Here is a 22,753-nt window from a genome sequence, read left to right on the forward strand (position 1 = left end):
CTGGGGCGGTTGGTGGATTGTCCGCGCCCGGTGGTCGATGACGAAGCGTTGTTGGGTGTGTTGGCCGCGGCGGTGTCGGCCCGCAATCTGCTGGATGTCGTGATCGCCTCGGCGGTGACCGCGGCCGAGCGGGTCGGTGTGCCGGGTCGGCGGCACTTACGCACGGGCACCGATCTGCTGCGCCTGGTGGGGATGGCACCGGGTGCGGCGGCGCGGGCGGTGCGGGTGGGCCGGATGGCACCGGCGTTGCCGGCGCTGACGACCGCGCAGCGGGTGGGTGGGATCGGTATCGAGTTCGCCGACGCCGTCGGCAAAGGCGTCACGCATATCGATTCGCGGACGCCGTTGTCCGACGACGATCGGGCCACGGTGGTGACCAAACTGATGGTGCAGACCACCCCGGCCGAGGTGGCCGCGAAGGCTAGGGCGATCGCCCTCGACCGGACCGCGGTGCTACCGGTCGAGCAGCGTGCGGTGCCGGTCGCCGAGGACACCACGTTGAATGAGATGACCGTGGTGCAGAACGCTGAGGGCCGGTTCGAGGCCACCCTCGATCTGGACATAGCGACTGGGGAAGAGCTGTGTGCGGCGTTGGATCCGTTGTGCCGACCGGTACCGCTCCCCGATGGGTCGCCGGACCCGCGGCCGATCAACGCGCGTCGGGCGGAGGCGATCGGGCAGGTGCTGCGTACCTATTTGTCGCAGTCGAGGCGTCCGATGTCTGGTGGGGTGCTGCCGCACGTCACCCTGATCCGGCCGGGCGTCGCGGCAGCGGGCGGTGACGAGGCGGTGGATCGGTTGGGGTTCGCCGGCCCGGTCTCCACGGTGACCGCGGAGCTGATCGCCTGCGATGCCACGCTGACCTCGGTGGTCATCGACCACAGTGGTGTGCCGTTGGATGTCGGGCATGCCCAGCGGTTGTTCACCCCGGCCATCCGTAAAGCGCTGGCCGTACGGGATGGTGGGTGCGCCCATCCGGGGTGCGGGCGGCCGGTGTCCTGGTGCGATGCCCACCACATCCAACCCTGGAGCGAAGGCGGCGAGACCAGCCTCGACAACGGGGTGCTGCTGTGTCGGCTGCACCACACCCTCATCCATCACGGTGGTTGGCAGGTGTACCTCGGCCGCGACCGCCACCCCTGGTTCATCCCACCCCACGAGCTGGGTGAACCCGAACCGGCACACCTGCGCTCACACGCCCGCCGCACCATGACCGACCTACCGACCGCCGCATAACCCAAGGCGTCCCAAAGCTGCAGCGCACCTCGACAACTACACAGAGAAAACCGGCTCCGAGGAGCGCTTCCCTGCAACAGGCCTTCGCAAGCCATACGGAGCCGTACCCGCCTACATCGTGCGCATCGAGCCGTCCCGGCCGGCTCGATGCGCCTGAGCCTCGGTGTTCAGGGACCAACCGGGTAATGGCTGGCGATCGCGATGCGGTTCCACCCGTTCATGACCACCACCAGCCAGGTGACCGCGGCGATCTGCTGATCGGTGAGGGTCGCTTCGATATCCACCTGAGTGGGCGCGGCGGTGTGCTCGTCCCCTATTCGGGTGACACGCTCGGCAAGCAACAACGCCGCCTGCTCCCGTTCGGTGAAGTACTGCGACTCCCACCACGCGGGCAAGACGGCGAGTCGATCGGTGCTCTCGCCGGCAGCCAGCGCGTCGCGTATGCATCCGCAGGCAGAAGGCACAGCCATTGATTTGCGACACCCGTATCTTGACCAGCTCGGCCAGCTGCACGGGAAGTTCTGCCTGCCCAATGGCAGCCTCAACCTGAGCGTCCAGCGCCGCAAAGGTCTTGTAAGGTTCGGCGAACTGCTTGCTGATGTTCACGTGCGGGAGCATGTGTCCTCTTTCCGGTCGTTCGGGATCGTCCTCAGGCAGACGAAATGAACGGGCCATATGTGACACCGCGAATCGTCGGCGAGGCTGCCGGATCATCAACAGTCACTTTGTTAACATCGCGCCGTGCAATTCTCGCGGCGGGACGCGCTGCGCTACGCCGCGGCGACAACGGCCCTGGCCGGGCTTGGCGCCGCAACCACTGGTGCACCCACGGCGGCCGCCGCAGCACCCACCCTCATCGACTACGCCATGCGCCAGATCCCCGCTGCTGACATCCGCGCGGCGGGTCATGCCGGCGTCATCAACTACGTGTCGACCTCGCGGCCCGGCTCCTCATTCGGGGCCAAGCCGATCACGCTGCCCTACGCCCAGTCACTCACCGCGGCCGGCCTGGTGATCGTCAGCAACTTCCAGTACGGGAAGCCCGGCGGGACCGCTCCGTCGGACTTCACGCGTGGGTTCGCCGGCGGGGTCGCGGACGCCCGTACCGCATGGCAACTCCACACCGCCGCAGGCGGAGGGCAGACCGCGCCGGTGTACTTCAGCGTCGACGACGATATCGATCGTGAGACCTGGGACACGGTGGCACTGCAGTGGTTCCGAGGTATCAACTCCGTCATCGGGCCCATGCGCACCGGCATCTATGCCGGTATCCGACCCTGCGAGTGGGCCATCACCAGCGGTGTCGTCGGGCGCTCGAGCACATCCGGTAAGGCCTGGGTTTGGCAGACCCGATCCTGGTCGGGCGGACAAATCCACCCCGCGGCCGTGCTGTACCAACGGATCATCGACACGGCATCCAATCCGGGACCGGTGGTCGGGGGTATCCGCGTCGACGTCAACGATGTGCTGGCGTCAGACGTCGGGCAGTGGAACCTGCACCCCTGAGGGGCTCAGACCAACCCGAGCTTGCCGGCAAGCTCCAGCACCGCCTCGGCGCGCGCACGGGTGGGGCCGACGCTGCCGTCATACGGCCCGGTGGGTGAGTCCAACCTGGCCAGGGTCCGGCGCGCCTCATCGATGTCCAGCGTCGACGGACTGAGCAGACCGTTGATCGTCTCGGCATGCCCGGGATCCAGGCACAACCGTGCGGTCATGCCCGCAGCCTTGGCGATCTCGGTTTCGCGGGCCAGGTGACGCGACTGGTCGCGCAAGGTCGGGCCGTCGATGGGTGCGGGCAACCGGGCGGCACGACTGGCGATCACCAATCGGGCCCGCGGATATGCCAGCACCGACGGATCGGCACTCATCCCGGTGTCGCGACGAAAGTCACCGAGCCCGAACGCCATCCGATAGCACCCCGGTGTCCGCGCGATCTCCGATGCCGCCTCGATACCGAGTGCCGACTCCACCAGGGCCACCACCGGCGTACCGGCCGGGAGCCGCGCAGCGGTAGCGGCGATATCGTCTCCGGACTCCACTTTGGCCAGCATCACACCGCGCAGCCCTGGAGCGTCCGCGACCGCATCCAGGTCGGTCGCCCACGCCGACGTCGACACACTGTTGATCCGGACCCATGCCTGCCCGCCGCTCAACCAATCGGCGACTGCGGCTCTCCCGGCCGCCTTCTGCTGATCCGGGAGGCCGTCTTCGATGTCGAGCACGACTACATCCGACAGCCCGGCGACCGCAGCGTCGAAGGCAGCGCCGCCGTCGGGCAGTCCCGGCTGCAGCAGCCAGGTCCGGGCCAGCGACCAGTGCGGCTTCCGGTGTCGTTCGGTTGTCTGCGCTGAAGCTGTCACGCATTGACCTTCCGCTCGGGGTGTACATCCATCGTCTCGCCCCCGCACCGTATCTCCCACATTAAGCACATAATGTTCACTCCCGATTGCCGGGGTTGCCACCACGCCGATGAACAGCCGGAACAAGCCCGCGACTGGGGCTGTTGGACCGCCAAGAGATCCACCGACACTTGGAGGCCACATGCACATCGGCATCATCGGGGCGGGACACATCGGGGGCACCCTGGCCCGTCGGCTGCGAGAACTCGGGCACGAGGTGCGGGTTTCGAATTCACGTGCACCCGAGACCTTGGCCGCGCTGGCCGCCGAAACGGGTGCGATCCCGGTATGGGCACCTGACGCGGCAACCGATGCGGATCTGGTCATCGTGAGCATCCCGCAGAAGAACGTTCCCGATCTGACCGACGGTATCGTCGACGCCCGCAAACGGGGCGCCCCGGTGATCGAGACAAACAACTACTACCCGCAACAACGCGATGGGGAGATAACCGCAATCGAGGACGGCCAGGTCGAGAGCGCCTGGGTCGCCGAGCAGATCGGGGCGCCGGTCTACAAAGTGTTCAACGGCATCTTCTGGAAGCATCTGCTCGAACGAGGAACCCCGAGCGGGACCCCCAACCGCATCGCGCTGCCGGTCGCGGGTGAGGACGGTGCGGGCCGCGAGCTGGTCCACCGGATCGTCGACGAGCTCGGATTCGACCCGGTCGACGCGGGCCCGATCTCAGAGTCATGGCGTCAGCAGCCTGGCACGCCGGTATACGGCAAGGACTTCGATGCAGCTGCCACCCGCACGGCACTCGCGGAGGCCAAGCCCGAGCGGACCGCCGAATGGAGCGCCCGCACGACTTGACCAAGTGTGCGCGTTGCGTTTGCTGGCCTTGTCCGGCCGCTGACCGCATGGTGTGATGGACGCCACGCCCTCAGCAAACTCCCCCGATGACTGGAGCGCCGTGTCATGAACCATGTCGGCGCAGCAGCGCATATCGGTCGTATCGGCGTCTTGGCTGCGGCGCTCGGAATCGGCGCGGCGGTGTTCTGCGGCGCCGGAACAGCCGCGGCCGCGCCGGCCGAATCCTCGAGCAGTTCCGCCGACGCAGCAACGCCCACCGATCCGGCGCCATCGTCAGCAAAGGACGCCCCCTCGCCTGCCGAGCAGGCCACCCCAACTGCGGTGACCTCGGAGCCGTTTGCGCCCCAGAAGTCCCGTTCGGCAACAACGAGTACGACCAGCGCGACAGAAGAAGCAGAAACAGACGAGTCCGCGATCGACCTGGTAACGCTGGAACCCCCTGAACCTCTGAACCTCCAGGACCGGGACGAACGCGAACCCGACCCCGTGATCTCGACACCGGCCATCGACCTCGCCGCGACGGCGGCCGACGAGCACGTCGCACCCGACCTCGAAGACCAGGACGCGCCTACGACGCCCGTCGATACACCGGTGTCGTGGACGATGGCGGCCGCGGCCAGCAGAAACACCCTCGCACCCACGCCCCCGCCCGCGGCGGCGACACCTCTGGCAACGCCGGTGATCGACCCGGTCACACATGCACCGGTGATCGCGACGCCGCGAACCCCGCTGCTCGAACCGCTGCAGTATCTACCGATCATCGGCCCGCTGTTCGTCACCCCGATCGTCGCGTTCGTCAACCAGATACCGGTGGTCGGCGACCTGTTGCATCCGCTCCTCGGCTATCCCCTGCAATGGAGTTCGCCACCGGGTACCCCGCGACCGCGCGATGTCATGGTCACTTCGTTCGACGGCACGCAGATCTATGTCCACTTCATGCCCGCGGCCGGCCTGAAGAGCGGCGAGAAGGCCGCAACGATCCTGCAGGGTCCCGGTCTGCTGCTGCCCGGAGCCACCAATCTCACGCCCACCCTGCTCGACGGCGTCATCGCCGACACGTCAGGGTTGGTGTACACCGGAACACTGCGCACCACCGGCTACAACGTGGTCACCTGGGATCCACGCGGTGAGCACAACTCCGGTGGCCGGCTCGAACAGGATTCACCGGACTTCGACGCCAAGGACGTCTCGGCGATCATCAGCTGGATCGCCACCCAACCGGAGGCCCGGCTCGATCCGGGAGTGCTCGACCCACGCATCGGGATGACCGGCGCCTCCTATGGAGGTGGCATCCAATTGGTCAGTGCCGCAACCGATCCCCGCATCGATGCCATCGTGCCGGCGATCGCCTGGAACACCCTGAACACCGCGCAGTACAAGAACGATGCGTTCAAGAGCAGCTGGGCGGCGATCCTCACCGCCGGTATCACCCTGTTCACGCGGCCGAATCCCGCGATCCTGCCTGCCACGATCTACGGTCTCCTGACCGGCCGCCAGACCGCCGCCGAGCAGGAACGCTTGGCACAGCTCGGCCCGGGCGGCCCACGAGATCTCGTCGGCAAGATCACCGCACCGACACTGTTGATCCAGGGCACCGTCGACACGCTGTTCTCGCTACAGGAAGCCGACACCACGGCGGCGACCCTCATCGCCAATGGTGTTCCCGCGAAGGTGATCTGGTTCTGCGGCGGCCACGGCCTGTGCGGCAACCTCTTCGACCCCACCGACGGTGTCCTGATCCAACGCGCCACGCTGGCGTGGCTGGATCGCTATGTCAACGGCAATACCGCCACGGTGACCGGTCCGCAGTTCGAATTCGTCGACCAGCGTTGGCAGTACTACGCATCGGACCGCTACCCGATCACCACCGACAGCCCGGTCGTGGCCACCGGATCGGGCGGCCAGTTGCCGCTGATCCCCTTCCTCTGGGGCTCGGGACCGCTGTTGGGGGTGCTGCCCTTCGCCGCGTCGAGGGCCTACAACGCGCTCAACCTCACCACCGCGCCGGCCGGGACGACCACCCATGTCGTTGGCGCACCGCAGCTCACGATGAGTTACAGCGGGACGGGTATCGCCCGGCACGTCTACGCCCAACTCGTCGACGACTCCACCGGACACGTGCTGGGCCACCAGATCACACCGATTCCGGTCACCCTGGACGGGCAGCCTCACGAGATCACCATCGCGCTGGAACCGGTTGCCCACACCCTACGGCCGGGTCAGACGGTGACACTGCAGTTGGTCGCGTCGTCGACGACCTATGCCACCCTCACATCCTTCGGTTCGTTGCAGGTGACCGGCATGCGGCTGAGCCTGCCGACCGCGGACCCGACGACCATCCGGCCGATCGCCATCTGACATCCGCGCCGCGATGCGTAGGGTTCGACCTATGACCAGCGGACGCGCACCCGAATCATTTCCACCGAACTGATGCGGATGGACGTTCTGATCGTGGGCGCGGGTCCCGCGGGGATCGCCTTGGCGGGCGCGTGCGCCCGCCAAGGCCTGGACACCGGCCTGCTGGATCCGGCGCCGGACCGGCCGTGGACGGCCACCTACGGGATGTGGAGCAGGGAACTGCCCGCCGACCTACCGGCATCCGTGGTCGCGGCCAGCGCCGCCGGCCGTGCCATCGCTCGTACCGAACACCGGTTGGGCTGGGAGTACGCGGTACTGGATGTGCCTGCGCTGCAGGCACATCTGATCGACGGGCTCGGCGGGGTGCGGTTGCACCGGGGGCGCGCGGTCGGCAGCCCCACCCCCGGAGTGGTCGCCTTGGCCGATGGCTCCCGGTTGCATGCCGCGGTGGTCGTCGATGCCGGTGGCCAACGGCGTCCGCTCGACCCGGCGACGCCACCGTCGACGGCCGCCGCCCAAACGGCTTACGGGGTGATCGTCGACGTGGATGCGGCGACGACGCTGGCGGCCCCCGGTGAGGCCCTGTTCATGGACTGGCGCGCCGACCACGGTGAGCGCGGCTGGCCCACTTTTCTCTACGCGGTGCCCCTGGGCGGCGGGCGGATCCTGCTGGAGGAGACCTCGCTGGCGCGGCGGCCCGGTCTACCCCTGACCGCGCTGCGGCGCCGGTTGCATACCCGGCTGGCCCGGCACGGCATCGTGGTGCCCGACGATGCACCGACCGAAAAGGTGTCCTTTCCGCTCGATCAACCGCGGCACCGCGTCCCGGGCGTCCTCGGGTTCGGGGCGGCGGCGCCGCTGATCCACCCGGCGACGGGTTTCAGTGTGGCATCCGCGTTGCGGCTCGCCCCACGCGTGGCGGACGCACTGGCGGCGAACCTCCCACAGGGTCAGCAGGCCGCACTGGCGGCGGCGCGTGGAATCGTCTGGTCGCGGTCGGCGCGGGCCATCCACCGCTTCCGGCGGATCGGCCTGGAGGCGCTCCTGCGCATGCCCGCCGACGAGGTGCCCGATTTCTTCGACACCTTCTTCTCGCTGGCCCCGGCACACCGCTGGACGTATCTGACATCTCGCGATGACGTCCTGGGTACCGCCGTGGCGATGGGCCACCTGTTCCGGATCGCCAACCCGCGATTACGCGGGCACCTGGTCGGCTCGGCGGTCCGGCGCCCGGTCAGCGCCGTGTCACCGTGAGGTGCACGTGGTCGAAATGGCCGTATCCGGACGCCTGCGGACCTGCGGGCGTGTAGTACGTACCTCTCCAGATCACATCTTGCAGCCCGAAACGCCCGGCGTTGGCCAGCGCGTAGGCCATGATCTGGTCGCCGAGCGCGATGCCCTCGGGGCTGCCGGCGTTGGGGATCATGATGTCGATGGCCAGCCCGCTGGGATGCCAGGGCTTGGAGTCCGGGCGCACCCCGCCGATCTCGGATATCTGCGGGAACTGCTGGCTGACAGCTCGCGCGGCCAGGATCGCATTCGGCTGCAGACCTGCTTCGTTGGCGACACCGACCGGAAGTGCGGCGGCCTCCGGGATGTCGACGCGGGCGGCGGCCAGCGAGGGCTGACCGGGCATCGCCACGATCGCCGGGTCGTTGGGCGCCGGAGCGGCGGGCGGCGCGGCAGGCGGGGGTGCGCTGTCGACGATCGCCTGCTGCTGCGGCGTCAACGCCGCGTACTGGGCTTCGGCGGCGGCAAGCTGGCGCAACAACTCGCTCAGTGCGGTCTGCAGGTCGGCCCGAACCGCGGCGGACCGCTCGGCGGCCGCGCGTGCCGCCGCGGCGGATGTCTCCGACGTCCGGGCTGCCACAGCGGCCTGCTCCCGGACCGCCCGCAGATCGGCCATCCGATCCGCCGAATGGGTGGCGACCGCCTGCTGCAGGGACATGTTGTCGATCAGCTGCTGTGGCGATGACGCGGTCATCAGCGACTGGAGCTGCCCGGTACGCCCGCTGGTGTACGTCATCACCGCGACACGGTCGGCGGCGGCCTGCACCGGTGCGAGGCGGGCGTGGGCGGCGGCGAGAATCTCGGCGTCCGCGCGTTGACGGGCGTCGGCGGCAAGCTGCTCGGCGAGCTTGGTGTCGGCATCGCGCTGGGCGGCGGTCACGGCTTCGCGGGTCTTGAGGGCCTGGCTGGAGAGTTCCTCGAGCTTGGCCAGTGCGTCGGCGGCGGGATCGGCATTCACGACACTGACCGAGCTCACCGAGAGGACCGAGACGCCCGTGACCAGAGCCGCGGCCACCGACATGGACACGGTTCGCCACAGTGTTCTACGCACCCGGGTGATACGGATTGTCACGGTCCTTCGATTGCGCGGACCGACCCTGGCCCAGCTTGCACGTCCTCCGACAGGCTACGAACTGCCGTTGCCGATGTCCACCCGGCCGCCGGGTTCAGGTCTTCGCGACGAGCTGCTGGATGGTCTGAATCTCGCTGGTACGGAAGGCGCGTCCGTCGGGGTGCACCAGATCATGCATCCATTTCTCCGGCACCTTGTCGTAGGGCTTGTCCCACGAGTCCCACGGGTAGTAGGTCTGCGTGCGGCCGGCGACCAAACCCCAGTTGTAGGCGCCGACGCCGCGTCGCTTGGCAACCGGAAGGATGCCCTCGACGGTGCTGTCGTCCTCACGGGCCAGGTACTCGGTGCACAGGATCGGTCGGCCCAACGGTTCGAGCTCGTCGATCTTTTCCTCGAATGTCGACGGCTCGGCGTAGCTGTGAAACGAGATGATGTCGGAGTTGTCCAGCTGGGTGGCCACGATGCCGGAAGGTTTACGCCATGACCCCCGCCAGACGCCGCTGGTCAGAGGTTGGCTCGGGTTAACCGCCCGCGCCCACTCGAACACCTGCGGGAGCAGCTCGCCTACCACCTTGAGCTTGTCGCTGCGTTCCACCGCCTTGTACTGGCTTGCCGGGCTGTCCGGTTCGTTCCACAGATCCCAGCCGAGCACCCGGTTGTCGGCACCGAACGCGCCGATGACACCGGTGACATAGTCACGCAGTACCGGCCGGTACCGCGGGTTGTCGATCAAGTCGGCGCCAGGCCCCTGCACCCACCGGGAGTTGTGCACGCCGGGCCTCGGTGCGGGTTGTGGGCCGAGCTTGGGGTGGGGATCCCAGCAGGAGTCGAACAACACGAACAGGGGCTTGATGCCCTGCCCGGCCGCGATATCGACGAACTGGGAGACCCGGCGTAGGAACCCGGCGCGGTCCTGCGCCCACAGCTGGTCGTGCAGGAACACCCGGACGGTGTTGAACCCGATGGTGCGAGCGACCTGTAGTTCACCGCTGATGCGGCGCGGGTCGTAGGTCCCGGCCTGCCACATCTCGATCTGGTTGGTCGCCGTGGCGGGGATGTAGTTCGCGCCCACCAGCCACCCCTGCTGGCGATACCAGGCATTCGCGCGCTCCGGGGTCCACCGGGTGGCCTCGGCCGCTGCCACGGGTGCCCGACCGATCAACGTGCCAGCCGCCGCCACCGCGGACAATTGCAGCAGGGTTCGGCGGTGCACCTCAAGAATCTAGGGTGCCGCGGCCGAGTGCGGCCAGCGCAGAACCACACTGCAACCGCGACGGTGACAAACCGTTATCTACTCACTCGGAGCGGAGGTGCAACCGCACGAATTCCGGTGGTGGAACGTGGTCGGCACCCGGATGTGTCGCGGGGGTTCCTCGGAGCCGCGGATACGGGCCAGCAGCAGTTCGACCGCGGTGACACCGATCGTCTCGACGTCCTGGGCGGCGGCGGTCAGCCGGGGTTCGAAGAGGTCCGACCACTCGAAGTCGTCGTAACAGACGAACGCCACATCCCGGGGTATGGACAGGCCGAGCCCCCGGATCGCCTTCAAGGTGCCGATGGTCATCGCATTGTTGAGCGACACCAGCGCCGTCGGCCGCTCGGCGCGGGACATCAGTGCCCGGACTTCCCGTTCGGCGACGTCGGTGCTGGATTCCCCGTCGACAACCAGCGTGGGGTCGACGGTGATGCCGCGGGCGGTCAGTGCCGCACAGTGGCCGTCGAATCGTTCGATGGTCGACGAGATCCCGGCCAGCCCGCGCACGACGGCGATCCGGTGATGCCCGAGGTCGAGCAGATGATCGGTCAATCCCTTCGCCGAGGCGAAGTTCTCCGGGACGATGCGGTCGAACCCGACGTCCTCGCCGCGGTCGATGAGCACCATGGGCGTCCGGGAGCGAGTGATCTCGGGCAGGGTGGTCCGCTCCGAACCCGCCGCCGGAGCGACGATCATCCCGTCGACCTGGCGGTCCAGCAGCGAACCCGTGACGCGCTGCTCGGAGGACACGTCATCGTGCGAATCACCGACGATCAGCACATAGCCGGCATCGGAGAGGGCGCGCTCCACGGCATGGACGAGGCTGCCGAAGTACGGGTTGGTCAGTGCCGAGATCGACAGTCCGACCGTGTGCGTGCGGCCGGCCGCCAACGATCGAGCGACGCCGTTGCGGCGGTACCCGACCTCCTCGATGGCTGCCTCGACGCGCAGTCGGGTGGCGGCGTTGACATTGCGCGTGCCGTTGAGCACATGGGACACGGTGGATGCGGATACGCCCGCGAGTCGGGCGACATCGCCCATAGTGGTCATCGGACCCGAACGATACGGTCGGCGCGGCTGGCCGTCGATTCGATGAGTTGGGCATTGCGCTCGTCGGAACCCAGCGCCCAGAACTGGGCCTCCTGCAGCGATTTCCCGTACACCTGGTGTCGTCGCACCAGTCGTTCGTGTCGAATATCGGTGTCGGGGGCCAGGAACCACACCTGGTCGATGAAGGACCGCGCCGTCGGCCAGGTATCGCATTCCAGCAGTAGATAGTTGCCCTCGGTGACGACCAGCGGAACGCTCGGTGCCACGGGGATGGAGGAGCCTATCGATTCCTCGATCTCCCGCCGGAACCGAGGCGCATAGACGACGGGGTCGTCGACGCGCTGGGTCCGCAACGCGGCCATCAGCCGCGAGTAACCACCGTCGTCGAAGGTGTCGTGGGCACCCTTGCGATCCAGCCGTCCCAGCTCGATGAGGACCTCGTTGGCCAGATGGAAACCGTCCATGGGCACCAGCACCGCAACCTCGGGTCCGAGCGCGGTGACGAGCTGCTCGGCGAGCGTGGACTTTCCGGCACCGGGCGCGCCCGTCAGACCGAGGATGCGGCGTTCACCGGCGACGACAAGCGCCGCGGCCGCATCGACCAATTGATCCAGCGTCGCGTCCTGGATGTCCTGCTGGGGGTTCACCGCTCCTGCTTCCGGATGAGATCTTCTGGCAATCGGTCCAACCACTCCCGTGGTCCGACTATCGAACACCGTAGTGCGGCCACGCGCGCCGCGTTGTCGAGGTGTTGTTCGAGGTCACCGGATCCGACCCGGTAGTACGAGTACGCGCCGTGGAAAGCGTCGCCGGCGCCGAGGGTGTCGACGGCGGTCACCGCCGGAACCGGCACAGAACCCGACCGCCCCGCCGACCACCACCGGATCGGGTCACCGCCGTGTGTGGTCACCACAGTGTGCACCCCGCATTCGAGCAGCGCCGACGCGCTGGATTCCGATGTGTCGGTATCGGGCACACGGAAGTCGTTGGAGCAGACCATATCCGTGACGTGCGGGATGAGATCGGCCATCACCGGCTTCCACCTGCCGGCATCGGCGACCAGTGCCGTTCCGTGTGCTGTTGCTTGCGCGGCGGCGGCCATTGCCATGCGTGGGTGATGCCCGTCGACCAGGACCACATCGGCGTCGGCGATCAGATCGCCGAGACCGTCGGGGGCCGGAACATCGGAACGTACGGCATCGAGGGAAACGACCGAGCGCTCACCGGTGGACTCCAGCACCGAGACGGCCGATATCGGTACCGGCCGGTGCTCACCTTCGGCACTGTCGACGATACGGATACCGTGGGCCACCAGATCCGCGCGCACCAGGTCGGCGACGGGGTCGACACCCAACGCGGTCACCAGGACGGCACGTCCGCCGAGGGCGGCGAACGTGACGGCGGCATTGGTCGCCGGTCCGCCCGCGGCCACGAACTGTTGACGCGCGGTGATCTTTTCGTTGACCGCGGGTGGCGCGGTGATGCGATGGATCACGTCCAAGGTGGCCAATCCGACGAAGACCCCGGTCGGGGTCCTCTCAGCGAGCGGCGCGTTCCTCATCGGTCGGCTCCTCCGCACCGGTCATCAGCGCGACCACCTCGGACATGGATCGCTTTTTCGGATCCACCACCCCGGCACGCTTTCCGAGGCGGTGGATGTGGATCCGGTCGGCCACCTCGAATACGTGCGGCATGTCGTGACTGATGAGCACCACCGGGATACCGCGGTCGCGGATCGACCGGATCAGATCGATCACCTGCCCGGATTCCCGGACACCGAGCGCGGCGGTCGGCTCATCCATGATGATCACGCCGCGACCGAAGGCGGCCGCACGGGCCACCGCGACGCCCTGACGCTGACCACCGGAGAGCGTTTCGACCGCCTGGTTCACCGACTTGATCCCGATCTTCAGGTCCGCCAGATGTTGTGCGGCGTCGCGCCGCATCCCTGGCATGTCGAGTCGGCGGAACACCTTGCCGGCAAGGCCCTTCCGGCGCACCTCGCGACCCAGGTACAGGTTCGAGGCGATATCGAGGGCTGAGACCACCGCAAGGTCCTGATAGACGGTTTCGATGCCGGCGGCCCTGGCGTCCCTGGTGTTCTTGAACGACACGGGCGTGCCGTTCATCAGGATCTGCCCCGAGTCCGGGATGACCGCACCGGCAAGGGCTTTGATCAAGCTGGATTTGCCCGCCCCGTTGTCACCGATGACGGCCAGGACCTCGCCGGCGTGCAACGCGAAGTCGGCGCCGTTGATCGCGGTCACGCTGCCGTACTTCTTGACCAGGCCGCGCGCCTCGAGCACGGGTGTGTCGCTCATTGTGATCTCCTGCGCGCGAACTGATCCACCGCCACCGCGACGATCACCAGGATGCCGGTGGCGATGTTCTGATAGAGATTGTCCACACCGGCCTGGGTCAGCCCGTTGCGCAGCACACCGACGATGAGCGTGCCGACCAACGTCCCGCCCACCCCGCCACGCCCACCGAACAGGCTGGTGCCGCCGATCACCACCGCGGTGATCGATTCCAGATTGGCGTTCTGATACGCGTTGGGATCGGCGTTGGGGATCCGACCGAGGGCGGCCCAGGCGGCGATGGCCGCGATCACGCCGGTGGTGATGTAGACCGAAACCAGCACGCGCCCGGACTTGATCCCGGACAGATCGGCGGCCTGGCGGTTGCCTCCGACGGCGTAAACATGCTTACCCCAGGCGGTTTGACTCAAGGCGTACCAGACCACCAGGTAGACCAGCAGCATGGCCACCACGCCGTAGGTGGTCGAGAACGACCCGAGCCGGAACGAGGTACCCAGAAAAGTCAGCGGTCCCTGTTCGACGCGGTAGGTTTCCGACCCGGCCAGCAGCCGCGTCGCCGCCTGGATCGCGGTGAAGGTCCCCAAGGTCACGATGAACGGTGGTAGCCGCAGCATCGTGACCAGTCCACCGTTGATCGCGCCGAAGAGGACGCAGACCAGCAGCGTCGATCCCAGGGCCATGAAAGGCCCGTTGGCACCGGCACTCTGGGCAAGCACGATGCTGCCGAAGACGGCGATCGCCCCGATGGACAGGTCGATTCCCGAGGTCAGGATGATCAGCGTCTGCCCGACCGCGAGGATTCCCACGACCACCGACTGCTGCAGGATCAGGGAAACGTTCTGCGGGTTGAGGAACGAGTCGGTGATCGAGCTGAAGATGACGATGGCCAGGACGAGCGCCACCAAGGGGCCGAGCAGTGGCTCACGCAGAATCTGATCGGAGCTCAACCGTCTCACAGGTGATGAGGTGTCGGTTGCCGGAGCGTCGGTGCTCATGGGCTACGTCAGCCCCAGCAGTTCTGTTCGCCCCAGGCGGTGTCCTTGGAGTCCAGGCCGGGAACCGGCTTGTCGGTGATCAGCTCGGATCCGGTGTCGTTGAATCCACTCGGCTTGGTGCCGTCCTTGGCGAACTTCACCACGGCCTGCACACCTTGTTCGGCCATCTTGGCCGGGAACTGCATGACCGTCGCGCCGATCTTGCCGGATTTCACGTCGGCGACGCCCGTGCAGCTGCCGTCGATCGAGCCGATGGTGATCTGGTCGGCGCGACCGGCGGACTGGATGGCCTGGTAGGCACCGGCGGCGGCCGGCTCGTTGATGGTGTAGAGCGCGTTGATTCCGGGGGCGCGCTGCAGGATGTTCTCCATCGCGGTCTGCGCCTTGGTCTGATCGCCGTTGGTGTTTTCCTGGCCGACGATCTCCGGGGATCCCTCGGTGATGCCGAAGCCCTCCAGGAATCCGTCGTGACGGAAGGTGTCGACCGTGCCACCGGGTGTGCCGTCGAGCATCACGACCTGGGGCGGTGCGTCGCCGAGGGCGGCCCGCACCCATTTGCCCTGGCTGACCCCGGCCGCGAGGTTGTCGGTGGCGAAGGTGGCGTCCACCGCGTCCTCGGGGTCGGTTGCCGTGTCCAGGGCGATGACGACGACACCGGCGTCGCGCGCCTTCTTGATGGCGTCGAGGACACCGGTGGACGAGTTGGGGGTGATCAGGATGCCCTTGACGCCCTGGCCGACCATGTTCTCGATGGCTGCGACCTGGCCTTCGTTATCACCGTCGAAGGCACCCGCGAGCGCCACCAACTGGGCTCCGTCCTTCTCGGCCTGTGCCTGCGCCGCCTCGCGCAGCTTCACGAAGAACGGGTTGGAGTCGGTCTTGGTGATCAGGCCGACCTTGATGCTGTCCGAGTCCGATCCCCCGCAGGCTGTCATGCCGAGGACCAGCGATCCGGCCATCAGGATCATCCCGACGGCGTGTGTGCTGCGCTTACCGATCATGTGGACTCCTTTGTCCTGTGTGACGCAGGTCGCGTCGGGCGTGACTGGCAGCGTAGATTCGCGCAAGCGCTTGCGCATGCGCTTTCGCAAAATCGGTCCGGGACAGCCGGTGCTCAGCGGTCGACCGTGTCCCGCCGCTCCTCGCTGTCGGCCTGCCAGCGCACGCTGGTCACCGACGGCTCCATGCTCAGCCTGCTCACGGCCGATTCCATCTGCCGATCGTCGCGCTGATCGCTGGCCAACTCCGCACGGACCTCGACGCCGCCACCGTCGATGTTGGTGCTGGCGATGGACTGCAGTCGGAAATCGGTGCGCGTCAGCGCCTGCACGATCAGCGCCCGGATATGTGCCTCGTGCTCGTCGCGTGTGGTCGCCACGAAGAGATAGTTGATGGGATGCTCATCACCGGTATCCGGCCGCCGGTCCACGGCGCGGCCCAGGTAGCGCAGCGCAACGTTCACGGTGACGACGACGCCGGTGCCCGCCGCTGCGACAGTGAACAGACCGGCGCCACACAGCGCTCCCACAGCCGCCGAACACCACAGCGTGGCCGCCGTGTTCAGGCCGCGAACGGTCAACCCGTCCCGGAGGATGACACCGGCTCCCAGAAACCCGATGCCCGAAACGATCTGGGCCGCCACCCGGGTCGGGTCGGGCGTCCCCGAATCGCCGACGAAGCCGTGCGCGGACAGCAGCACGAACAGCGTAGATCCCACCGCCACCAGGGCGTTGGTCCGTAGGCCCGCCATCCGGGCTCGGTATTGACGTTCCAGGCCGATCAACGTGCCCAGTCCCACACCGGCACCCAGCCGCAGCAGCATCTCCACGGTCGTCATCGCCGGACTCCTTTCGCATGGTGTCGCCCGCCATGGCAGTGGCCTGGCGGCGACGGGGTCAGATGGCGCGTTTCACGCGCGATTGAACGCGGCGATCCTTGGTGTTTGTTGTGGAACGCCGCGGGATGGTTCCGGCCACGGGGGCGGGAATCAGATCAGCGGTGGGTGAACCGGAGGGAAACCGCGAGGGCGGCGTCCGCGCCGGAACGAATACTGCCAACGGGCATCAGGCCACACACCTCGCTTTCGGTCTCGACAGGCACCTGCCGTGCCCGGACCATTAGGACCCCGGTCGTGGGAAAAGTCAATCGATATCCGGGCCCGTTGAGATGAGGATCACGAGAACAACTCTCACGGCGCGACGAAACAGTAGACCCGCGCCGGGTCGGTGTAGGAGACCACCCGGGCATCGGCCGGACACCCGACGGCTTCACTGGCACCGTCCACACGGCGCACCACCCGAATGCTGGCTGCCGGTTCTGTGCAATTGGTGGGTGCGACGGTTCCACTGACTGCGTAGCACTGGTTTTCCCGCAGATTCAGCATGAAGCAATGGGTGCGCACCTCATTGGTGAGCGCCGGATAGATGGGGCTGCGCCGCAGACCATCCGGGCAGGTGGCCGTGCCGTCGCCCTTGGACACCAGCTCCATCGTCGCATCCGACCGTCGGCAGTCGACGGGTTCGGAGTTCATCCGGCCCTGGTCGTAGGCCTGTGCCGTGATGCATTGGCCTACAGCGACATTGCCCGTCGACTGGACACGGCCGGAGGACACCAGGGCCGAGAAGACATGCGCGGCACCGAGCACCAGCAGCACGACACCGACGACGATGGGGACGGTTCCCTTCCCCGACGGTCGCGACGGAACCGGCGGTAGGTCCTCTGGTAGTCCGTCGAACTCGTCGTAGGGATCGGTAACCGTGTCATCGTCACCGGCACGCGTATCCGGTGCCAGCAGACGATCGTCGTCGCTGCTGCTCCATCGGTTGAAGGCACGCCGTCGAACCAACCCGACGACCAGCAACAACGTCCCGACCGTCGGCAGTATCAGCGCATAAGCCGCCTGCCCGAGGCGGTAGGACCACAGCCCATCCGCCAGCACATCCATCGACACAGATCCCCCCACAGTGCTCTGTCCTGGGTAGCGTAACCGCTACGAACGACGATGCGGGCAGGGATTTCCGGTAGCCGGCGAACAGGTCACTTCCCGTCGGCGTCGGCGGCCTCGTATTGCTGGTATCGGCGCAACTCGGTGCGCACCGCCTCGTCGAGCGCCCGGTCAAGACTGGCGTGTGCCGATCGCCGGGCCACCCGTCGCATGGCATCGACAAGATCTGCCGCCCAGGCCAATTCGGTGTCGTTGGACGGGTACCAACCGGCCCCGCGCTGCCGAACCACCTCGCTGTGACCCGCTCCTGCCAGCTCGCGGGCCGCCTCGTCGAGGTGGGCATCGACGGCGGCGGTGGTCTGCAGGATGGTCGCCAGCGGCATTCCCCGCGCGATCAGTGTCGCGAAATCCTCGATGACGCGCTGATCCCGGACGCGAAAGCGATCGGTTTCCTCGGTCTCCTCGATGATCCGGTCGGCCAACAATCGTGCCAGCGTGGCCACATCGAGCGTGCCGAGGCGGTTCTCCAGCTCGGCGCGGCTCACGGTGGCGGTCACCGGACGCGACCACGGCTCGGTGACCAGCTCGCCGAGATCTGCCAGGTCGAGCACCTGCGCCAGATCCTGACCGCGTTGCAGGCCGGTGAGGAATCTCAGGATGTGTTTGACCGTGAAACCCTCACCGAGCAAACGAATGATCGCCTCTAGCTGACGGAGATGCCTGTCGGTGTAGATGGCCACCCGCCCGCGACGATGCGGGCGGGGGAGCAGACCGCTCTCCTGGTACACCCGGACGTTGCGAGCGGTCGTCCCGGCGCGGCGAGCCAGATCGTCTATCCGGTATTCGGTCACCGGCAAATCTTAGGCGCCGACCAGTTCGTCGACCGTGATGCGGTAGTCCTGCAGATCGAGGGTCTTGAGTTGGTTGACGTACTGGGTGGCGAAGCCGGGATACATCGTCGCGTTGAAGCCGTCCTCGGTCAGATACCAACTCTGGCATCCGGAATTCCAGGTGGTCGATTGCAGCCGACGCTGGATGTCTGCGTTGTAGCGCTCTTGAGCGTCGGGGCGTACGTCCAGTGACTTCCAGCCGAAGCGTGTCAGGGTGCCGATGGCTTTGGTGATGTAGTCGATCTGCGCCTCCATGTACACCAGCGCCGAACTGTGCCCCGGACCGGAATTCGGCCCGAAGGTGAAGTACAGGTTGGGGTAGCCGGACACCGCCACGCTGCGGTACGCGTATGCCCCCGAACTCCATTCCGCGGCCAGTTCACGCCCGCCTGATCCGATCACCGGGAACGGCGTCCCGGCCTTGGAGACATCGAAACCGGTGGCGAAGACGATGGCGTCGAACTGGTGCTCGATACCTTCCACGGTCCGGATCCCACGAGGTGACAGCCTCGCGATCGGCCAGGTGACCAGCTTGCAGTTGTCGGCCTGCAACGCAGGGTAGTAATCGCTGGACATCAGTAACCGTTTGCAGCCTGCGGAGAAGTCGGGCTTGAGTTGCCGACGCAGCCACGAATCTTTCACCTGCAGGCGCAGATTGGCCAAGCTGAGCGCTTCCACGACGCGGGTCAGCGGGGTGTCCCACACGACGCCGAGCGCGACCGACTCATGTCCCCAGAACCAGGCCGAACGCGCCAGTTTCTCGGTCAGCGGTACCGAGCGGTAGAGGCGTCTGGCCCAGTCACCGGTCTCGGTGTTGATCCGCGGCAGCACCCAGCCGGGTGTGCGCTGGAAAACCTTGACCGAGTCCGCCACCTTGACCAGTTCGGGGATGATCTGCACCGCGCTGGCCCCGGTACCGATGACGGCGACCTTCTTGCCGGCGAAGTCGTAGTCGTGATCCCAACGGGCACTGTGGATCTTCTTGCCCTCATAGGTCTCGATGCCAGGTATGTCCGGCAGACTGGCGTTGGCCAGCGGGCCGGGTGCCATCACGATCGAGCGCGCTCGCGTGGGTTCCTGGTCGCGGAATCGGATCGTCCAGGTGCCATCGGCGTCGTCGTATTCCAGTGCTGTGACCTCGTGACCGAACTCGATACGGGGCCGCAGATCACAGGTGTCGACCATACGGTTGATGTACTGCAGGATCTCGGCGCTGCCGGAATAGGTGTGCGACCAGTCGGGATTGGGGGCGAAGCTGTAGGAGTACAGCCGCGAGGGAATATCGCAGGCAGCGCCGGGATACGTGTTGTCCCGCCATGTTCCGCCGATATCCGTGCCGCGTTCGTAGATGACGAAATCGGTGATGCCCTCGTCTTGGAGTCGGATGGCCGCACCGATGCCGGCGAATCCTGCTCCGATGATCGCGACGCCGCGGATGTCCTCGCTCATGCGACGGGCTCGTAGGTCAGCTCTTCCGACCAGGTCGGGGTGTAGCGCACCAGCGGCATCGGGATGACGCCGGTCACCTTCACCAACGAGTCCGCCAGCCAGTGATACTTCGAGCTGCGGTCGATCACCTTTTTGCTGTGCCAACTGATGAATCGGTACATCGGAACGCGGTTCACGTACTCGCTACGCTCACCGACACTGCGGAACCGCCGCATCGCCTGGTACAGCCGCTCCTCGTTGACCCCCATCGCGACGATGTTGTCGCGCATCTTGTTCAACAGTGGGAAGTAGCTCAACGTGCCGATGACCAGGGCCGGGTTCATCCAGCTACCGACGAACTCGACCGCCAGCTTACGCACGTTCGCATGGCCGAGGATGTCCATGACCTCGAAATCGACTGCCAGGTGGCGAGACTCGTCGGAGTTGATGCGCTTGAACACCTCCTGGGCCACCGGGTCCTTGACCTCGTCGGTGATGAACTTGATCAGCGCGCCGTCGAGGGCCACTTCGAGCATGGGGATGACAGTGCCCAGGATGGACAGCGACATTCCGTCGGAGAACTTGTCCAGCCAGGTGATCACCAGCTGCACGTTCACACTCGGAGGCGGGATCTCGTCGTTGTCGAGCATGCCCCAGCGGCGCATGAGCGCCAGCTCGGCGTTGGCATGCTTCTGCTCCTCGGCGTGGAAATGCTCATAGATGCTCTTCAACGTCGGGGTGGGCGCCTTCTTGGCCAGCGCAGCGAAACCGCGTGCCCCGACGTTCTCGATCCACATCAGATCTGTCAGAAAGGGTTTGAGCTTGACCCAGAGCTCTTCGTCGATGAGCTCGGCTCCCGGCGCTTCCCAGTCGATATCGACCAAGGACCACTGCTTGTCCTTGATCATCTGCAGCATCTTGTCCAGATCCATTGCCATGGTCGTTCCTTTCAGTTGGACGGGAGCAGCCGGCCGAGCCATCCGGCACCGTGCGCGTAGAGGGCGGGGACATGACGCTTCAGGTGCCATACGACCTTCGCGTCCAGCTGGGGCACCACGTAGAGGTTGCCGCGATCGTGCGCGTCGAGGGTGCGAGTGGCCACACCCTCGGCAGAGACGCCGGTCCAGCGCGCCAGCTGCTGACTGAGGTTCATCGACCCGGGCGTGATGCGTCCGTCCGTGAACACATTGGTTTTGACGAAGGTGGGGCAGAGCACCGTGACCGCGATACCGGTGCCACTGAGTTCGGCAGCCAGCGTCTCCGACAGTGACAAGACGCCGGCCTTGGACACGTTGTAGGCCGCCATCGAGGGCGCCGCGGCGAAGCCTGCGGCCGATGCGACGTTGATGATGCCGCCTCGGCCGGCACGACGAAGGATCGGGGTGAACACCTCACAGCCGTAGATCACGCCCCAAAGGTTGATCCCCAAGGCCCAATCCCAGTCGTCGAAACCGATGTCGCCGACCGGCTTCCCGCCGATTCCCACGCCCGCGTTATTGATGACGCAGGTAGGCGCGCCGCCGAAGATGTCTTCAGCCTGCTTGGCCAACAGTTCGATGGCGTTGCGGTCAGACACATCGCACTGCACGGCATGCGCAGTTCCGGTGCCCAGATCCTCGATCAGGGTGACCGTCTCCGCGGCCCGGTCGGCGTCGATGTCGGCGCAGACGATCTCACCACCGCGCCGGGCGAGCTCGAGGGCGAATGCACGGCCGATGCCGCTGCCGGCACCGGTCACCACGGCCTTGGCATCGGCGGTACGCCGCGGTCCACCGAAGAGGTTGCCTATCAAGAGGTCTCCTGGAGTTGCTCATCGAATCGGGCCCTGACCGGACGACGGGTCGTCACCTCAGGGTCCGTCACACTCCAAAGACCATCACCAAATGTGCCATTTGTCAATGTCGCCTTTTATCAGTGGCACATTTGTTATCGGCGAGGCGGCTACCAGGGCAGCGCGCCCTCTCGGCCGATAAAGGTGCCCGCGATGTACTGCCCGCAGGCGGCGCGCACGATCGGTTCGGCTCCTTGGGCAGCGGTCAACGCGGCCTGATCACGATTGATGGGTGAGAAATCGGTCTGCACGAAGCCGGGGTCGACCGACACCGTACGGATGCCTGATGCGCCCAGCGCCTTCTCCAACGTGATGGTGATGCTGTTGAGCGCAGCCTTGGACGCCTGATAGGCCGGGACGACGAGAGTGGCGGGTGCGGCTGCCGACTGTAGCGTGAGCGACCCCATGAAGGACGAGACGTTGACGATGCGGGCATCCGAGCTCGCACGCAGCAGCGGAAGGAACGTCTCGATCATGTAGAGGACACCCAGGACATTGGTGTCGAACGTGATGCGCACGGCGTCCGGGTGGACGAAGTCCGTCGCCGAGGGATGCGACCACTCTCCCGCGACGCCGGCGTTGTTGACCAAGACGTCGATACGGTCGTGTCGGTTCCGCACCCGCTCCAGCAGGTGGCCCACACTCTCCGGTGATGTCACGTCGAGGAGTTCCGCCTCGACCAGAACACCGCGTTGCGCCAGTTCCTCGGCGGCCGCCGCCAGCGTCGCTGTCGTGCGACCGGTGATGATGACGGTGGCGCCGAGAAGGCCGAGCGCGGAGGCGGTTTCGAACCCGATGCCTCGGGTACCGCCGGTGATCAGAACGATGTCGGTCATGATGCCCTTTCTGAGTGCAACCGCCGACGACGCTATGTCC

At 66.6% G+C, this 22,753-nt stretch carries 22 protein-coding genes; 5 read left to right on the plus strand and 17 right to left on the minus strand.

Annotated features, from left to right (window positions below; genetic code table 11):
• On the plus strand, positions 1–1,236 hold a 1,236-nt coding region (locus tag IC40_RS0100740; protein WP_051644235.1), incomplete at its 5' end, for an HNH endonuclease signature motif containing protein.
• 111 nt (positions 1,237–1,347) lie between these two features.
• On the opposite strand, the gene IC40_RS26350 is transcribed toward IC40_RS0100740, so the two are convergent.
• A complete protein-coding gene (locus IC40_RS26350) occupies positions 1,348–1,950 on the minus strand; it encodes a carboxymuconolactone decarboxylase family protein (RefSeq protein WP_478354254.1) in 603 nt (200 codons plus the stop codon).
• Between the two features lie 27 nt (positions 1,951–1,977).
• Here IC40_RS26350 and IC40_RS0100750 point away from each other — a divergent pair, with 27 nt between their 5' ends.
• Positions 1,978–2,742 carry a DUF1906 domain-containing protein gene (locus IC40_RS0100750; RefSeq protein WP_030132869.1) on the plus strand — a complete coding sequence of 255 codons (765 nt, stop codon included), beginning with the start codon at positions 1,978–1,980 and terminating at the stop codon, positions 2,740–2,742.
• A gap of 5 nt (positions 2,743–2,747) precedes the next feature.
• On the opposite strand, the gene IC40_RS0100755 is transcribed toward IC40_RS0100750, so the two are convergent.
• Entirely contained in the window at positions 2,748–3,596 is an 849-nt protein-coding gene (locus IC40_RS0100755; protein WP_030132870.1) for an HpcH/HpaI aldolase/citrate lyase family protein, read from the minus strand.
• Positions 3,597–3,777: 181 nt separating this feature from the next.
• Between IC40_RS0100755 and IC40_RS0100765 the strand changes: the two genes are divergently transcribed.
• The 3 genes from IC40_RS0100765 to IC40_RS0100775 all read left to right on the plus strand — a co-directional run bounded on the left by IC40_RS0100765 (position 3,778) and on the right by IC40_RS0100775 (position 8,058).
• A complete protein-coding gene (locus IC40_RS0100765; protein ID WP_030132871.1) occupies positions 3,778–4,446 on the plus strand; it encodes an NADPH-dependent F420 reductase in 669 nt (222 codons plus the stop codon).
• A 105-nt stretch (positions 4,447–4,551) separates the two neighbouring features.
• On the plus strand, positions 4,552–6,804 hold the full coding sequence (locus tag IC40_RS0100770; protein ID WP_036469131.1) for a S15 peptidase family protein: 2,253 nt from the start codon (positions 4,552–4,554) through the stop codon (positions 6,802–6,804).
• Positions 6,805–6,882: 78 nt separating this feature from the next.
• Positions 6,883–8,058 carry a lycopene cyclase family protein gene (locus IC40_RS0100775; RefSeq protein ID WP_030132873.1) on the plus strand — a complete coding sequence of 392 codons (1,176 nt, stop codon included), beginning with the start codon at positions 6,883–6,885 and terminating at the stop codon, positions 8,056–8,058.
• Here IC40_RS0100775 and IC40_RS0100780 read toward each other — a convergent pair.
• The 15 genes from IC40_RS0100780 to IC40_RS0100855 all read right to left on the minus strand — a co-directional run bounded on the left by IC40_RS0100780 (position 8,039) and on the right by IC40_RS0100855 (position 22,713).
• Complete coding sequence (locus IC40_RS0100780) at positions 8,039–9,154, minus strand: coiled-coil domain-containing protein (RefSeq protein ID WP_030132874.1); 1,116 nt, start codon at positions 9,152–9,154, stop codon at positions 8,039–8,041. The genes IC40_RS0100775 and IC40_RS0100780 overlap by 20 nt on opposite strands.
• 106 nt (positions 9,155–9,260) lie before the next feature.
• Positions 9,261–10,379, minus strand: coding sequence for a cellulase family glycosylhydrolase (locus IC40_RS0100785; protein WP_030132875.1), 1,119 nt, complete (start codon positions 10,377–10,379; stop codon positions 9,261–9,263).
• 78 nt (positions 10,380–10,457) lie between these two features.
• The gene (locus tag IC40_RS0100790; protein ID WP_030132876.1) at positions 10,458–11,471 is read right to left on the minus strand and encodes a LacI family DNA-binding transcriptional regulator; all 1,014 of its coding nucleotides are present in this window, start codon (positions 11,469–11,471) and stop codon (positions 10,458–10,460) included.
• Entirely contained in the window at positions 11,468–12,118 is a 651-nt protein-coding gene (locus IC40_RS0100795; protein ID WP_030132877.1) for a nucleoside/nucleotide kinase family protein, read from the minus strand. Before IC40_RS0100795 ends, IC40_RS0100790 begins: the two co-directional genes overlap by 4 nt.
• Positions 12,115–13,032 carry a PfkB family carbohydrate kinase gene (locus IC40_RS0100800; protein ID WP_030132878.1) on the minus strand — a complete coding sequence of 306 codons (918 nt, stop codon included), beginning with the start codon at positions 13,030–13,032 and terminating at the stop codon, positions 12,115–12,117. Before IC40_RS0100800 ends, IC40_RS0100795 begins: the two co-directional genes overlap by 4 nt.
• Positions 13,010–13,792, minus strand: a complete 783-nt coding sequence (locus IC40_RS0100805) for an ATP-binding cassette domain-containing protein (protein WP_030132879.1) — start codon at positions 13,790–13,792, stop codon at positions 13,010–13,012. The genes IC40_RS0100800 and IC40_RS0100805 overlap by 23 nt, the downstream gene beginning before the upstream one ends.
• A complete protein-coding gene (locus IC40_RS0100810) occupies positions 13,789–14,784 on the minus strand; it encodes an ABC transporter permease (RefSeq protein WP_030132880.1) in 996 nt (331 codons plus the stop codon). The genes IC40_RS0100805 and IC40_RS0100810 overlap by 4 nt, the downstream gene beginning before the upstream one ends.
• Before the next feature lie 8 nt (positions 14,785–14,792).
• Positions 14,793–15,785 (minus strand): substrate-binding domain-containing protein, encoded by a 993-nt coding sequence (locus IC40_RS0100815; protein WP_030132881.1) that lies wholly within the window; start codon positions 15,783–15,785, stop codon positions 14,793–14,795.
• Positions 15,786–15,898: 113 nt separating this feature from the next.
• Positions 15,899–16,621: an MgtC/SapB family protein gene (locus IC40_RS0100820; RefSeq protein ID WP_030132882.1), complete on the minus strand. Its 723-nt coding sequence runs from the start codon at positions 16,619–16,621 to the stop codon at positions 15,899–15,901.
• A gap of 351 nt (positions 16,622–16,972) precedes the next feature.
• A complete protein-coding gene (locus IC40_RS0100830) occupies positions 16,973–17,728 on the minus strand; it encodes a hypothetical protein (protein WP_030132883.1) in 756 nt (251 codons plus the stop codon).
• A gap of 92 nt (positions 17,729–17,820) precedes the next feature.
• Positions 17,821–18,579: a MerR family transcriptional regulator gene (locus IC40_RS0100835; RefSeq protein WP_030132884.1), complete on the minus strand. Its 759-nt coding sequence runs from the start codon at positions 18,577–18,579 to the stop codon at positions 17,821–17,823.
• A gap of 9 nt (positions 18,580–18,588) precedes the next feature.
• Positions 18,589–20,067, minus strand: coding sequence for a flavin-containing monooxygenase (locus tag IC40_RS0100840; protein ID WP_030132885.1), 1,479 nt, complete (start codon positions 20,065–20,067; stop codon positions 18,589–18,591).
• Entirely contained in the window at positions 20,064–20,984 is a 921-nt protein-coding gene (locus IC40_RS0100845; protein WP_030132886.1) for a reductase, read from the minus strand. The genes IC40_RS0100840 and IC40_RS0100845 overlap by 4 nt, the downstream gene beginning before the upstream one ends.
• Before the next feature lie 11 nt (positions 20,985–20,995).
• The gene (locus IC40_RS0100850; protein ID WP_030132887.1) at positions 20,996–21,838 is read right to left on the minus strand and encodes an SDR family NAD(P)-dependent oxidoreductase; all 843 of its coding nucleotides are present in this window, start codon (positions 21,836–21,838) and stop codon (positions 20,996–20,998) included.
• Between the two features lie 149 nt (positions 21,839–21,987).
• Positions 21,988–22,713 carry an SDR family NAD(P)-dependent oxidoreductase gene (locus tag IC40_RS0100855; protein ID WP_030132888.1) on the minus strand — a complete coding sequence of 242 codons (726 nt, stop codon included), beginning with the start codon at positions 22,711–22,713 and terminating at the stop codon, positions 21,988–21,990.
• Positions 22,714–22,753 lie beyond the last annotated feature (40 nt).

It is taken from the genome of Mycolicibacterium neoaurum ATCC 25795 (genome assembly GCF_000691525.1).
Lineage (GTDB): Bacteria > Actinomycetota > Actinomycetes > Mycobacteriales > Mycobacteriaceae > Mycobacterium > Mycobacterium neoaurum.